This window comes from Streptomyces sp. NPDC093510, assembly GCF_040683555.1.
Lineage (GTDB): Bacteria > Actinomycetota > Actinomycetes > Streptomycetales > Streptomycetaceae > Streptomyces.
In genome coordinates this window covers 100,776-113,754 of record NZ_JBFBEE010000030.1, presented here as the reverse complement: position 1 = coordinate 113,754, position 12,979 = coordinate 100,776, and the positions used below count along the sequence as shown (strand labels likewise).

10 protein-coding genes are annotated in these 12,979 nt (G+C 71.8%); 4 read left to right on the top strand and 6 right to left on the bottom strand.

Annotation, left to right across the window (positions count from 1 at the left end; genetic code table 11):
- The 3 genes from AB0N81_RS35295 to AB0N81_RS35285 all read right to left on the bottom strand — a co-directional run.
- The coding region (locus AB0N81_RS35295; protein ID WP_365365751.1) for a beta-ketoacyl synthase N-terminal-like domain-containing protein at positions 1–2,742 on the bottom strand (2,742 nt) is incomplete at its 3' end.
- A gap of 152 nt (positions 2,743–2,894) precedes the next feature.
- Complete coding sequence (locus tag AB0N81_RS35290; RefSeq protein ID WP_365365749.1) at positions 2,895–4,001, bottom strand: arylcarboxylate reductase; 1,107 nt, start codon at positions 3,999–4,001, stop codon at positions 2,895–2,897.
- A 1-nt stretch (position 4,002) separates the two neighbouring features.
- Entirely contained in the window at positions 4,003–4,974 is a 972-nt protein-coding gene (locus AB0N81_RS35285) for an ACP S-malonyltransferase (RefSeq protein ID WP_365365747.1), read from the bottom strand.
- 629 nt (positions 4,975–5,603) lie between these two features.
- On the opposite strand from AB0N81_RS35285, the gene AB0N81_RS35280 reads away from it, so the two are divergent.
- Together AB0N81_RS35280 and AB0N81_RS35275 are read left to right on the top strand one after the other, a co-directional pair.
- Entirely contained in the window at positions 5,604–6,074 is a 471-nt protein-coding gene (locus tag AB0N81_RS35280) for an MSMEG_6728 family protein (protein WP_365365745.1), read from the top strand.
- 72 nt (positions 6,075–6,146) lie between these two features.
- On the top strand, positions 6,147–6,650 hold the full coding sequence (locus tag AB0N81_RS35275) for a metallophosphoesterase (protein WP_365365743.1): 504 nt from the start codon (positions 6,147–6,149) through the stop codon (positions 6,648–6,650).
- Between the two features lie 142 nt (positions 6,651–6,792).
- Here AB0N81_RS35275 and AB0N81_RS35270 read toward each other — a convergent pair whose 3' ends face one another.
- From AB0N81_RS35270 to AB0N81_RS35260, 3 genes are all read right to left on the bottom strand, one after another.
- Positions 6,793–7,725 (bottom strand): anti-sigma factor RsbA family regulatory protein, encoded by a 933-nt coding sequence (locus AB0N81_RS35270; RefSeq protein WP_365365741.1) that lies wholly within the window; start codon positions 7,723–7,725, stop codon positions 6,793–6,795.
- Positions 7,722–8,084, bottom strand: coding sequence for an STAS domain-containing protein (locus tag AB0N81_RS35265; RefSeq protein ID WP_365365739.1), 363 nt, complete (start codon positions 8,082–8,084; stop codon positions 7,722–7,724). The genes AB0N81_RS35270 and AB0N81_RS35265 overlap by 4 nt, the downstream gene beginning before the upstream one ends.
- A 103-nt stretch (positions 8,085–8,187) precedes the next feature.
- Complete coding sequence (locus tag AB0N81_RS35260; RefSeq protein WP_365365737.1) at positions 8,188–9,405, bottom strand: S1 family peptidase; 1,218 nt, start codon at positions 9,403–9,405, stop codon at positions 8,188–8,190.
- Between the two features lie 231 nt (positions 9,406–9,636).
- On the opposite strand from AB0N81_RS35260, the gene AB0N81_RS35255 reads away from it, so the two are divergent.
- Together AB0N81_RS35255 and AB0N81_RS35250 are read left to right on the top strand one after the other, a co-directional pair.
- On the top strand, positions 9,637–12,105 hold the full coding sequence (locus AB0N81_RS35255; RefSeq protein ID WP_365365735.1) for a SpoIIE family protein phosphatase: 2,469 nt from the start codon (positions 9,637–9,639) through the stop codon (positions 12,103–12,105).
- A gap of 64 nt (positions 12,106–12,169) precedes the next feature.
- Entirely contained in the window at positions 12,170–12,961 is a 792-nt protein-coding gene (locus AB0N81_RS35250; RefSeq protein ID WP_365365733.1) for a restriction endonuclease, read from the top strand.
- Positions 12,962–12,979: the final 18 nt, after the last annotated feature.

The following is a 12,979-nucleotide window of genomic DNA, read 5'->3' as shown; positions in this document are numbered from 1 at the left end:
GTTGGACTTCAGCGAGCCCAGCCACAACGGCCGCCCCTCCAACCGCTCCTGGCCGTACGTCGCCAGCAGCGCCTGCGCCTCGATCGGATCCCCCAGCGTGGTCCCCGTCCCATGCGCCTCCACCGCGTCGACATCCTTCGCCGACAACCCCGCATCAGCCAGCGCCGCACGGATCACCCGCTGCTGCGACGGACCGTTCGGCGCCGTCAGACCATTGCTCGCACCGTCCTGGTTCACCGCGCTCCCACGCACCACCGCCAGCACCGGATGCCCGTTGCGGCGGGCATCCGACAACCGCTCCAGGAGCAGGACGCCCACGCCCTCGGCCAGGCCGAATCCATCCGCCTGGGCGGAGAACGCCTTGCAGCGGCCGTCGGCCGCCAGGCCGCCCTGGCTGCTGAACTCCACGAACATGCCCGGCGTCGGCATCACCGTCGCGCCTCCCGCGAGCGCGAGGGCACACTCACCGCGGCGCAGCGCCTGTGCCGCGAGGTGCAGGGCCACGAGCGACGAGGAACAGGCCGTGTCGACGGTCACGGCGGCGCCTTCGAGCCCGAGGGCGTAGGCGATGCGGCCGGAGGCGACACTGCCGGTGTTGCCGGTGAGGAGGTGGCCGTTGCCGTCCGTCGCCTCGTGCAGGCGGGGGCCGTAGTCCATCGTCATCGCGCCGACGTAGACGCCGGTGCGGCTGCCGCGCAGGCTGTGCGGGTCGATGCCGGCGCGTTCGAGGGTCTCCCAGGACGTCTCCAGGAGAAGCCGCTGCTGCGGGTCCATGACGAGGGCTTCGCGGGGCGAGATGCCGAAGAACCCGGCGTCGAAGCGGTCGGCTTCGTGCAGGAAGCCGGCCTCGCGCTGGTAGTGGCGGCCGGGTGCGGTGTCCTCGGGGGCGCAGGCCCGTTCGGCGCTCCAGCCGCGGTTGTCGGGGAACGGCGTCACGGCGTCGGTGCCGTCCGACAGGAGCTGCCACAGGCGCTCCGGACTGTCGGCGCCGCCGGGGTACCGGCAGCCCATCGCGACGATCGCCACGGGGTCGTCGTCCGGGGCCGCGCCGGTCGTACCGTGCCCCTCCGGGCCCTCCTGGTCCGCGTGGCGGTCCTCCCGGGAGCGGTCGGTGAGCAGTTCGTCCCTGAGGGCCTCGGCGAGCGCCCTCGGGGTCGGGTGGTCGAAGACGGCGGTCACGGGCAGCGCCCCGGCGCCGGTGACCGCGGCGACTCGGTTGCGGATCTCCACCGCCGTCACGGAGTCGAGGCCGAGACCGGTGAACGTGGCGTCGGGGTCGACGGGCCGCGCGTCGCCGAGCACCGCGGCGACCTCCTGGCCCACGACACGCAGCAGCCGCTCGCGCTGTCCGCCGGTGGTGAGGCGGGCCAGTTCGTCGCGGAGGGCGGCCCCGGGGTCCGCTGTGTCCGTGTCGTCGTCGGCCTCCCACAGGTCGGCGGGCAGTTCGGCGGGGCGGGCGTCGAGTCCGGCGAAGACGGCCGTGCGGTCCGGGGTGACGCCGTGCGCGTACGCCTCCCCGAGCGCGGTGAGGAACTGGGCGCGATCACCGTGACCGCGGCGCAGGGTCGCTCCGGTGTGGGCGGTGATGTTCTGTTCGGCGGCGGTCGCCTGGAGGGCGGTGGTGAGGACCGGGTGGGGACTGATCTCCAGGAGGGTGTGGTGGCCGTCGCGCAGCAGGGCCGCGGTGGCTTCGTGGAAGCGGACCGTGTTGCGCAGGTTGCGGGCCCAGTAGTCGGCGTCAAGGACGGGTTCCCGGAGGCGGTCGCCGGTGAGGCCGGAGTAGTAGGGGAGGTCGCCGGGGAGCGGCCGGACAGGGGCCAGGTCGGTGTGGAGGCGCGGCACGATGGCGTCGATGTGCGGGGAGTGGGCGGCGAGGCCGACGGCGATACGGCGTGCGTGGAGGCCCTCGGCGGTGAGCCGCGCGACGAGCTCCGTGGCGGCGTCGGTGTCGCCCGACACGATCACGGAGCTCGGCCCGTTGACGGCGGCGACCCCCAACCGGCCGCCGTACTCCTCCAGTCGGGCCGCCACATCGGTGACCGGGGCCATGACGGAGACCATGTCTCCGCGTCCGGACAGGGTGGCCTGTGCCTGGCTCCACAGGGCGACGACGCGGGCGCTGTCGTCGAGGGAGAGCGCGCCGGCGACGGCCGCGGCGGAGATCTCGCCGCAGCTGTGGCCGAGGACCGCGGAGGGCTCCACGCCGTGGTCGCGCCAGAGTCCGGCCAGCGAGACGCCGACGGCGAACAGGGCGGGCTGCACGACGTCGGGGCGCTCCAGGGCGGGCGCGCCGTCGGCGGCGCGCAGCACGTCCATGAGGGACCAGTCGACGAAGGGTTCGAGGGCCTGCGCGCAGGCGTCCACGCGCTTCCTGAACCCTGGTGCGGAGGCGAGGAGTTCGGCGGCCATGCGGGGCCACTGGGAGCCCTGCCCCGGGAAGACGAAGGCGACGCCGGTGCCGGGGCCGCCCGGCCCCTCGACGAGGCCGGGGGCGCCGCGGCCGTGGGCGAGCGCGTCGAGGTGCTCCAGAAACTCCTCGCGGCTCCGGGCGACCAGGGCCGCGCGCCGCCCCTGGCCGGCCGTGGTGCGCGCGAGGGCGAGCCCGATGTCCGCCGGGCTCCACTCGGGCCGGGTGCGCAGGTGGTCGCGCAGCCGTCGCGCCTGCGCCGCGAGGGCGCCCCTGCTGTCGCCGGACAGGGCCCACAGGAGGGAGGTCCCGGCAGGGGATTCGGGCACGTTCACGCCATGGCTCCTCAGCACGCACAGGGGACTACGGGACAGGGACTGCGGGGCGCGGGCCGGTTGCACGGCTCACGTGGGCGCGGCGGCGCGCGGGGGCACTGCTCAAGCCGGGGCCCGCCTCGGGACGGGTGACTTCCGGAGGTGACGTGGCGTCAGTACAGGCCCTCGGGCGCGGTGTTGGCGATCTGGAGCGGCCGTACGTCGGCGACGCCGTCGCAGGGCCACTCGGTGTCGATGTGGCGTGCCGCCTGGTCGCGTTCGAGGATGTTGGGCAGGAAGAGGTCGTCGTGCAGGACGGTGAGGCGGACCTGGCCGGTGGCGCCGGGTGCGACGACCGAGCGCCAGTCGTCCTTGCGCACCACGGCCATGGTCACCTGCGGGTAGTTCGGCATGTACGGGAGCGGGCCGCCGTCCTCCGGGTCGCCGAGGAAGGCGGCGTTGCCGAAGGTGTTGCCGTAACTGATGCCGCAGATCCCGCCGTCGAGGGCGGTGCGGAAGTCGCGGTGCATGGCGGCGTTGATCTGGGTGCCGCTCAGGCGTGCCCCGGCGAGGGCCGCGACGTGTTCGGGCGAGCGTCTGCACAGGGCGGCGAAGAGGGCGGGGGTGGTGTTGATGTAGTCGATGCCGCGCCGGTCGAGGGTGTCGGTGATCTGGTCGAGGAGGTGGTCGGTGTAGCGCTCGACTTCGGCCGGGCGGCCTTCGCGGATGAGGCGCTTGACCCAGCGGGGGTCCATGTCGATGGCGTACACCAGGCCCGCGTACAGGTCGGCGACCTCCCAGGCGCCGTGTCCGATGAGGTGGGGTCCGGTGGGGGTCGCCTGGAGCCAGCCGCGGCCGGGTTCGAACCCTTCGTGGACGAAGGACCAGCGGCGCCAGGCGGCGCGGTGGCGGAGCATGGCGGGGGTGTAGAAGACGCGGCAGGGGGCGCCGGTGGTGCCGCCGGTGTCCCAGACGCGGCCGGCGAGCGGCCGGCGCAGGGCGCGCGGCACCAGGTCCGCCGGGTCCACGGTGCGCAGGTCGGCGAGCGGGAAGGGGCCGAAGGCGGCGAGTTCCTCGTGGCGTGTGATGTCGTACGGGTCGAAGTCGAGCCGCTCGCGGCGGCTCAGCCAATAGGGGCTTCCGTCATCGGGGTCGAAGGTGCGCCGCACGACTCTGCGGGTCCATTCGTCGATGTCGGTGTCGAGCCACTTCTTGACGAGTATGTCGGGGTCGGTTACGTAGAATTCTCCGGGTCCAGCCGCGTTCTCGGCCCCCCACATATCAGCGTTCCCGCGTTTCGGAGCCGCCTCCGGAGAAGCTGATTCCGAGATCGTAGGCAGTACTGACGGCGAGTTGTATATGCTCGGTTGTTTCCACGTGAACAACAGGGAACGGGAAAGCGAGCATTCCTTCGGGAATGGCGGGCCCCATGACGAGGCCGAGGCGCACGTCGTGACTCCGCATTCCCTCGTAGATGTCGACGAGGCTGATCGGGTCGGTGGGGTTCCGCTCGAACATTTCGCGCACTTCATCCGCCGTTTTCAGCTCTCCGCGCTCCAGGCAGGAAAGCAGGGGAATGCGGGGTGCGGTGAACGGCATCCGGGCCATGTGGGGCGTGATGAAGTCGCGGAAGGGCTGTCGCAGCGGCGAGTGCACGGCGATGTTCCGGCCGGGCAGCGGGACGATCGTGCCGGGAGCGGATTCGGCGGCCAGGAGCTCGATCGCCGTGCGGTGGCCGGCGAGCATGAGGATGCGCCGGGAGCCGTCCACGACGGGACCGAAGTCGCCGGCGAGGTAGACGTCGGGGCGCCCCTCCCAGGGTGGCGGGGCCTGTGCGTCCGCCTCCTGGACGAAGGCGAGGGCCATGCCCTCGTCGGCGGCGTCGGGCCGTGGACCTGGGGCGTCGGCCGTGCGGGCCAGCATGGCGAACAGTTCCCTGCGGTCCAGGGCGCCGGCCAGACAGCTGGCGGTCATCGCGCCCAGGCTGAGTCCGCCGACCACGTCCGGGCGCAGGCCCGCGTCCGCCAGGAGGTCGTGCACGGCGACGGCGAGCGCCGCTTCACGTATGGTTCCGGCGCTCTGCCGGCGCTCCCGCTCCTCGGGGAGTTCGCCGCGCAGAATCTGCTCGGCCGTCAGGCCGGTCCACCCGGATATCTCTTCATAAAGCTGCCTTACGAGCGGTGACGCCTCATACAGTTCGATCCCGTGCGGTTCGGTCCCGACGCCACCGCCGAATAAGTACCCCAGGGGCATGCCTACTCCTGTCACACTTCAGAAAAGCTCTTGCCGCACGAACTCAGCGCCGAGTCCGAACCACCGATGAAGACCTTCCCATGCTTCGACATTAAAAATCTACAACACCCTTAAATATGCCACACGCCATTAACGCGAGGCCGAAATCAGGTGGCTGTATTGGCACGCCGAAAGGTACGGGAATGAGACACAGGCGAGCCTAACATCGGGGCCGCTGCGGCAGAACGGCACCTTCTCGATCCAGCCACCGTTTATGCGGGCAGGGCTGCCACACAGGAAAGGCACAAACAAGCCAGTACCGAACGCCCCGCAGACCGGGCCACCCGAATACATTCCGCAGGCCACAGGCGCGTTCCCGCGGGGTCGGGAACGCGCCTGTGGCAGGTGCCGCACGGGGTTGCCGTTCGGGCAGGACGACACGTCACCGCAACATGCCCGTACGCAACCGGCCCGCCGGAAGTGGCGCGAAGCCTTAGTCAGCTGTTCGACAGATCCCCCGCGCGAGCGTGTACCTCCGAACAGAAGACCGCTTCCGGCCGTCCTCATCGTGCTGCGGAGTTGGCGCGTCTGCGGCCATATCGCCCGTGCGGTAAGGGGTGGGATCGGGTCCGCCGCGGTAGGGATTCCGCGTGCAGACCTTCCTCCCGTACTCCGACTTCACGCGGTCCGCCGCCGTCCTCGACCGGGCCCGCCTGGGCAAACAGCGGGTCGAGGCCCTTCAGGTGCTGCGCGGCCTGACCGTGCCCGGCTACGGATGGCGGCATCACCCCGCGGTGCGCATGTGGACCGGCTACGAGGAGGCCCTGGTCCGCTACGGCCTCGACGTGTGCGCGGTGTGGGTGGCCGAGGGGCGCACCGACACCTGCGCCACCACCCTGGTCACCGACTACACCCGGCACCGTCCCGGCGCCTCGGTGCGCGAACAGTCGCAGCTCGCCGACGACGGCGAGCTCCCTCCCTGGCTGGGGGACCCGGCCTTCCACCGCAGCCACCGGTCGGCACTGGTGCGCAAGGCGCCGGAGGTCTACTCCCCGCTCTTCCCGGACGTCCCCGACGACCTGCCCTACCTCTGGCCGGCCTCGGACCGGAGCCCCTCGTAACCCTTCTTCCACCCTGCCGCGCCCGCCCCTCTCCGGGGCGCGAGGGATTGCGCACCGGCCTACGCTTGGCCCATGCGGCTGCTGCTGACCTCCGACACACATGTGCCGGCGCGGGCGAAGCGTCTGCCGGACGATCTGCTCGCGGGGATCGACCGGGCGGACGTCGTGATCCATGCCGGGGACTGGATCGACGAGGCCACGCTCGATCTGTTCGAGTCCAGGTCGCGGCGGCTGATCGCCGTTTACGGCAACAACGACGGGCCGCCGTTGCGGCGCAGGCTCGCCGAGGTCGAGCGGGCCGAGCTGGCGGGGCTGCGATTCGGCGTCGTCCACGAGACGGGAGCGGCCACCGGGCGCGAACGCCGGTGCGCGGAACGCTTCCCGGACCTGGACGTGCTCGTCTTCGGGCACTCCCACATCCCGTGGGACACGGAGGCCCCCGGCGGTCTGCGGCTCCTCAACCCCGGCTCGCCGACGGACCGCAGACGCCAGCCGTACTGCACGTTCCTCACCCTGACCGTCTCGGACGGCGCGCTGCACGACGTGACCTTGCACCGGCTGCCGCCAAAACGCTGAGCATGCCTTCGGGCGCCGCCCTGGCCGTTGGACCAGCCGGTGGCGCGGGCGTCCCGGCTGTTGGTCGCGCCGACCGTGATGGCCGACGGGGTGGAGGACGGGAGCCGGGTCCTGCCGCCGCCGTCGGCGGTTGTCGGCGGTTTCAGCAGTGGAAGTAGCAGTGTGTGGTCGTGCCCTCGGCCGGGTCGGTGTGGACTCGGACGAGGTCGGCGATCACGTGCACCAGCAGGAGCCCTCGTCCCCCGCTCTGCGCTCTGGGAGGAGGACAGCGGCCCGCGAGGGGGTCGGCGAGGACACCTGCGTCACGGACCTCGCAGATGACGTGGCCGTCCTGGGTCCAGAGCCGCAGCGCGCCCGAACCTCCGCCGTGCACGACGCTGTTGGTCGTCAGTTCGGCCACGGCGAGGGCGAAGTCCTGGAGACGGGCCTCGGGCAGGCCGAGCTCGGTCGCCCGGAGTATGGCGTGATGCCGTACGTCGGACAGTGACGTCGCCGTGTAGGACACCCGCGGCACGCCGTCGGGGGCCGTCAGGGGCTGGTTGTAGCGGGAGACCACCGCTTCGGGAGCGTAGGCCGTGCTCAGGTCCTGCCTGCCGGCCCGGATGACTGTGGGGTGGGTGGCATGGGCGTCGGCCAGGACGGTCTCTTCCAGACGCAGCTCGTCGTAGGGGCAGAGGATCGTTGCTTCACGGCCCTGGAACGCCAGGTTGATGAGTGCCTCGTGCTGCACGCAGGCCGGGTATTCCGTGGGGGTGCGTCCGGCCCAGATCGGCTCGCCGATGATCCGCACCCGGCCGTCGGGGTGCTCGTCGGCGAAGGCGCGCAGCACCCGCGGGATGATCCGGCCGGGGTTGCGCCCCGCCTTCGTCATGTCGAGGAGCCGCACCTGGGCGGCCCGCTCGCCCAGTCCGGTGCGGATGAGGTCGAGATTGGCCTCGGGGACCGCCACCGCCACGGCCTCGCCCGCGTCAAGCCCTTCGAGGACGAACGGCACAGTACCCGCCAGGTACTCCTCCTCGCCTCGGTAGAACAGCGCCGGGTGGACGAAGGATTCGGTCTGAGCTGTGGCACTCATGGGGCGGACACCTCGATTGCGGACAGATCGGGCCAGAACAGCTCGAGCAGACGGGTCAGTGCGGGCGGCGGGCTGTCCAGTACAAGCCACTGGCCGCCGCCCAGGTTCTGGGCGGCCACCGCCAAAGCTGTGGCCCCGGCCACATCGATGAAGGTCAACGCCGAGAGCTCCAAGTGGTACGGAGCCCGCTGCTGCCGGGGCACCTGCTCCAGAGCCCGCTCCCACACCGGCTGTGTGGGCAAGCAGACCTCCCCGGCCACTTCCAGACCGGCCCGGCCCTTCAGTGGGCGGACCGTCAGCCAGGCGTTCAAGGGCTTTGCTTCATCTGCTGTCGGGTACCCCTTGTCCGGGTATTCCACATCGCCCTCCCGCTTCCCTTTGAGGCTCCGGCGCCATTATCCCTCCCCTGGCTTGAAATCAGGGCGAGTTGGAGTAGATCACGGCGCCGCCGCTCATCCGCAGTCAGCCCTCCCCTCCGACCTCCCCACCGGCCTCCCCATCGGCACTGATCTCCGCGCCGACCGCGGCCAGCGCCGTGGTCACGGGTTGGAAGAAGGTCTCGCCGCCCGCTGTGCAGTCTCCGCTGCCGCCCGAAGTGAGGCCGATCGCGCTCCCGTCACGGGTGAACAGCGGGCCCCCGCTGTCCCCGGGCTCGGCGCAGACATCGGTCTGGACGAGACCGGTCACCGTGCCCTCCGGGTAGTTCACCGTGGCGTCCAGACCGGTGACCACTCCCTCGCGGAGCCCCGTGGTGCTGCCCATCCGGGACACTTCGAGACCGACCGCCGCCTCGGCGGCCCGCACGATCGGTGTGGTCGCGCCGTCACCCGTGTCGACCACGCCCGGGGCGTCCGCCGCCGGATCGTCGTACGTGACCAGCGCGAAGTCACCGTCCCCGGGGAACGTCGCCGCCTGTACGGTGCCGATCGGCGCGCCGTCCGGGTCCGCGGACCACTGCTGGGCGGCGACCCCGCAGTGTCCCGCGGTGAGGAAGCCGGGGCGCCCGTCCCCGGCCGTCACGTTGAACCCGAGCGAGCAGCGGGCGCCGCCCCCGAAGATCGCGTCGCCGCCCGAGGCGAGGAGTCTGAACTCTCCCGTGGACTTCTGCACGTGGGCCATTCCCGCTCCGAGGGACGCCACGGTCGCCTCCAGCTTGTCCCACCGCTCACCGGTGACCGTGCGGTCGGCCGTGACCCGGATCTGGTTGGTCCTGGGGTCGGTGGCCCACGCGGTTCCGGCCATGCCGGCCCGGCGGGCCAACGTCCGCTCGGCGGCTCCCAGTTCCCCCGTGCTGTTGCGGACGCTGCGGGCCACCGCTCCTGCCTTCCTGACCTTGGCGTTCACCTCCTCGTCATCGCCCACGACGTTCACGACGAGCCGCTTCTCGGCCTTGTCGTAGTACGCCCCGCCGTAGGCATCGCCGAGCCGCGGGGCCAGCCGGTCGACGAGCCTCGACGCCGATGCCGCGCTGATCCGCCGGGCCGCGGGCTCTGCGGCGCCCTCCGCCCCGGACCGACCGGCCTGATCGGACCGACCGGCCTGATCGGACCTACCGGACCGGTCGGACTGGCCGGGCTGCGCGGCTCCGGCCTGCTGCAGCAGGACACCCGCTGTGGCCATGGCCATCACCGCGGCTCCGGCCAGAACGGCCTTTCGCCTGGGTATTCGCTTGTGCCTCAACTCGTCGCCTCCTGTGGGGATACCGGGTTCGACCGGCGGCCGAAGCCGGGTGCACGTTCGGCTCCTGGATACGGATGCGACGGGAGTCGCGTTCACCGGGACGACGGACGCCGCAGAGGGCGCCACTCCGTCTGTAGTGGCCACGGATGCCGCGTGTGTGGGTGAACCGCGGTTGTGCCGGTCCCGGGGACGACGGATTCTGTAGGGAATGAACGGGGCTGGTGTGGCGTCATGACGGCATGGAACGTGGAGCGGAGTGCTGACTTCCGTGGTCCCCTCGACGTCAGCAGGGCGGCCACGGCGGTCGTCGACGCCCGGGACTCGGTCGTCGGGTGGAGCCCGGCGGCGGAGCGGCTCTTCGGATACCGGGCGGAGGAGATCGTCGGCCGGCCCTTGTCCACGTTCCTGCTGTCACCCGGTCCGGCGCCCGCGCTCTCGGCCCCTCCCCTCGCTCCGGGGTTCCGGGGGAACGAGATCCGCGTCGCCCGGCACCGGGACGGGCACGAGCTGGTCGTCGCCACCGCGGTGTGCCCCCTGGCGGGCGCCGGGGCCCCGGTGCGCGTCGTCGTCGCCACGGAGCTGCGGGACCTGCGGCTCTGGGAGTCCCGTCTGGCCCTGTTGCACGGCCTGGCCACCCAGTCGCCCGTCGGCCTCGCCATCTACGACACCGACCTGCGTCTGACCTGGTGCAACGCGGCGTACGAAGGGGAGATGGGGCGGCCGTTCGAGGAGTTCCGCGGCGCTCGGGCCGATGAGCTGTACTCCGAGGGAAAATTCGTGAGCAAGGGACATCCGCCCACTCTCGACGCCGTCATGCGGCACGTGCTCGACACGGGTGAGCCCTTTCTCGACCTGCACTTTCAGGGCCGGCCGCCCAGCGACCCCGACACCGACCACCTCTGGTCCTGTGCCTACTACCGGCTCCAGGACGCCGACGGACATGTGTTCGGAGTGTGTGAGGACGCGTTCGACATCTCCGACCGTTACAGGGCCCAGCGGCGGCTGGCCCTGCTCGTCGAGGCGGGCCGCGGGATCGGGACCGCCCTCGACGTGACGGTCACGGCCGAGAAGATCACCGAAGTGGCCGTACCGGAGTTCGCCGCGTCGGCGACGGTCGACCTCGCGAGAGCGGTGCTGGAGGGCGAGGTGCCTGCCACCAGCGGCTCGGCGGCGACGTCCCTGGTGCGGGTCGCCCGCTGCCCGGCCGCGGCAGCCGGCCGGGAGGAGGCGGAGCGGCAGGAGACGGAGCGGCAGGAACGGCAGGAGCGGCAGGCCCCCGCGGAGCACCCGTCCGCCGCCTATCCGTCCGTGGTGTACCCGGTCGGTTCGCCGCAGGACCGCAGTCTCTGTTCGGGCGGCCTCGTGCTGGACGACACGGCCCTGGTCGTGCCGCTGCGGGCCGGGAACAGCATCCTGGGGCTCGTCACCTTCACGCGCGGCGCCGGTTCGGCCGGCTTCGACAGCGGTGAGGTGGCGCTGGCCGACGAACTGGTCGCCCGTACGGCCGTGTCCATCGACAACGCCCGCCGCTTCACCCGCGAGCGCACCGCCGCCCTCGCCCTGCAACGTCAGCTGCTGCCGCGCCAGGTGCCGGAACAGTCGGCGGTCGACCTGGCCTACCGCTATCTGCCCACGGACGACGTGACGGGGGTCGGCGGTGACTGGTTCGACGTCATCCCGCTGTCCGGGACCCGGGTCGGGCTCGTGGTCGGGGACGTGGTCGGCCACGGTCTGCAGGCGGCTGCCACCATGGGGCGGCTGCGTACGACCGTCCGCGCGTTCGCCCAGATGGACATGGACCCGGTGGAGCTGCTGTCGCGGCTCGACGATCTGGTGGCCCAGTCGGCGGACGAGCAGGCGGGCGAGCCGGGCACGCCCGGCGGCGCCTACGCCGATGTGACCACCGGGGCGACCTGTCTGTACGCCGTCTACGACCCGGTCTCGCGGCGTTGCGTCATGGCCAGGGCCGGGCACCTGCCGCCCGCGGTCGTCGACCCGGACGGCCGATTGTCCTTCCCCGATCTGCCGGCCGGGCCACCTCTCGGCCTCGGTGGCCTGCCGTTCGAGTCCCTGGAGATCGAACTGCCGGTGGGCAGCCTGCTGGCTCTCTTCACCGACGGTCTGGTCGAGGCCAGGGACCGCGACATCGACCACGGACTCGACACCCTGGGCCGGGTGCTCAGCGACCGGCACGCCTCACTCGAAGAGCTGTGCGACCGGGCGGTGGCGGAACTCCTGCCGGGCGGCTCGACGGCCGACGACACCGCCCTGCTGCTCGTGCGCACCCGGGAACTCGACACGTCGCAGGTCGCCGAGTGGGAACTGCCCGCGGAGCCGGTCGCCGCGGGCCGGGCCCGGGAGCTGGCCACCCGGCAGCTGCACCGATGGGGACTCGGCGAGCTGTCGTTCGCGACCGAACTCGTCGTCAGCGAGTTGGTGACCAACGCGGTCAGGTACGCCGAAGGGCCGATCCAGGTGCGCCTCATCCGTGACCGCACCCTGCTGTGCGAGGTCGCGGACCGGGGGCACACCTCACCGCACCTGCGGCACAGCGGCGAGGACGACGAGGGCGGGCGCGGCCTGTTCATCGTCGCGCAGCTCGTCCAGCGGTGGGGGACGCGCTACACCCGCTCCGGCAAGACCATCTGGACCGAACAGACCTTTCCCACGACAGGACGGGCTCTCCCCGGTCTGTCTTAGCGGTGCCGATCTTGGGCAGGCGGAGACCAGTGATCTTCGTTTGCGTCCACCGTTGGGGAGTGGCATGACCGTACCCTCGCGCCCGGTTCGGCCGATGAACCGTGAGCGGCGCTTCGATCTGCGCGCGACCGCCCTGTTCTTCGTTCTCGTCGCGATCGTCCTGTGCGGCACGGTGTTCCTGGTGCGCACCGCGGCCCACATCGCCGAGCGCCGCCCGCTGTGGATCGGTTCGCTCGTCATGGTGGGGCTCGCGGCCGCCTTCCTGTGCCGGTCCAGGTGGCGCCGCTTCTCCGCGGCGAAGTACGCGCGTCGTACGGCCGCGGCGCTGGAGGAGGCCGCCGAGCGGGCCTCGGAGAGCCTCGAGACGAGGAGCGTCGAGGCGGAGAGCCAGGAGCCGGTGATCCTTGAGCCCGCGGTGGACGGCGGCGCGGAGGCCACCGTCGTGCTCGACGCCCCGGTCGACTGCACCGAACTCGACGCGGACGGCTTCGAGCAGGCCATAGCCGACCTGTGCGCCCGCGACGCGTGCCTGGAGGTGGAAGTCGTGGGCGGTGCCAACGACTTGGGCGCGGACGTCCTGGCGGTGGCCCCCGACGGACGCCGGGTCGTCATCCAGTGCAAGCGCTACGGCGTGGACAACAAGGTCGGCTCACAGGACCTGCAACGCTTCGGGGGCACGTGCTTCACCGTCCACGAGGCCGACACAGCGGCACTCGTGACGACGAGCGACTTCACCGCTCCCGCCCTCGAATACGCCCGGCAGTGCGGCATAGTCTGCGTGAACGGGGCGGATCTGCAGGCCTGGTGCGAGGGCACCGGGCCCAGCCCTTGGGAGCTCACGGCCGCCGAGGCCTGACCGTGCCGGGCGGCGCCG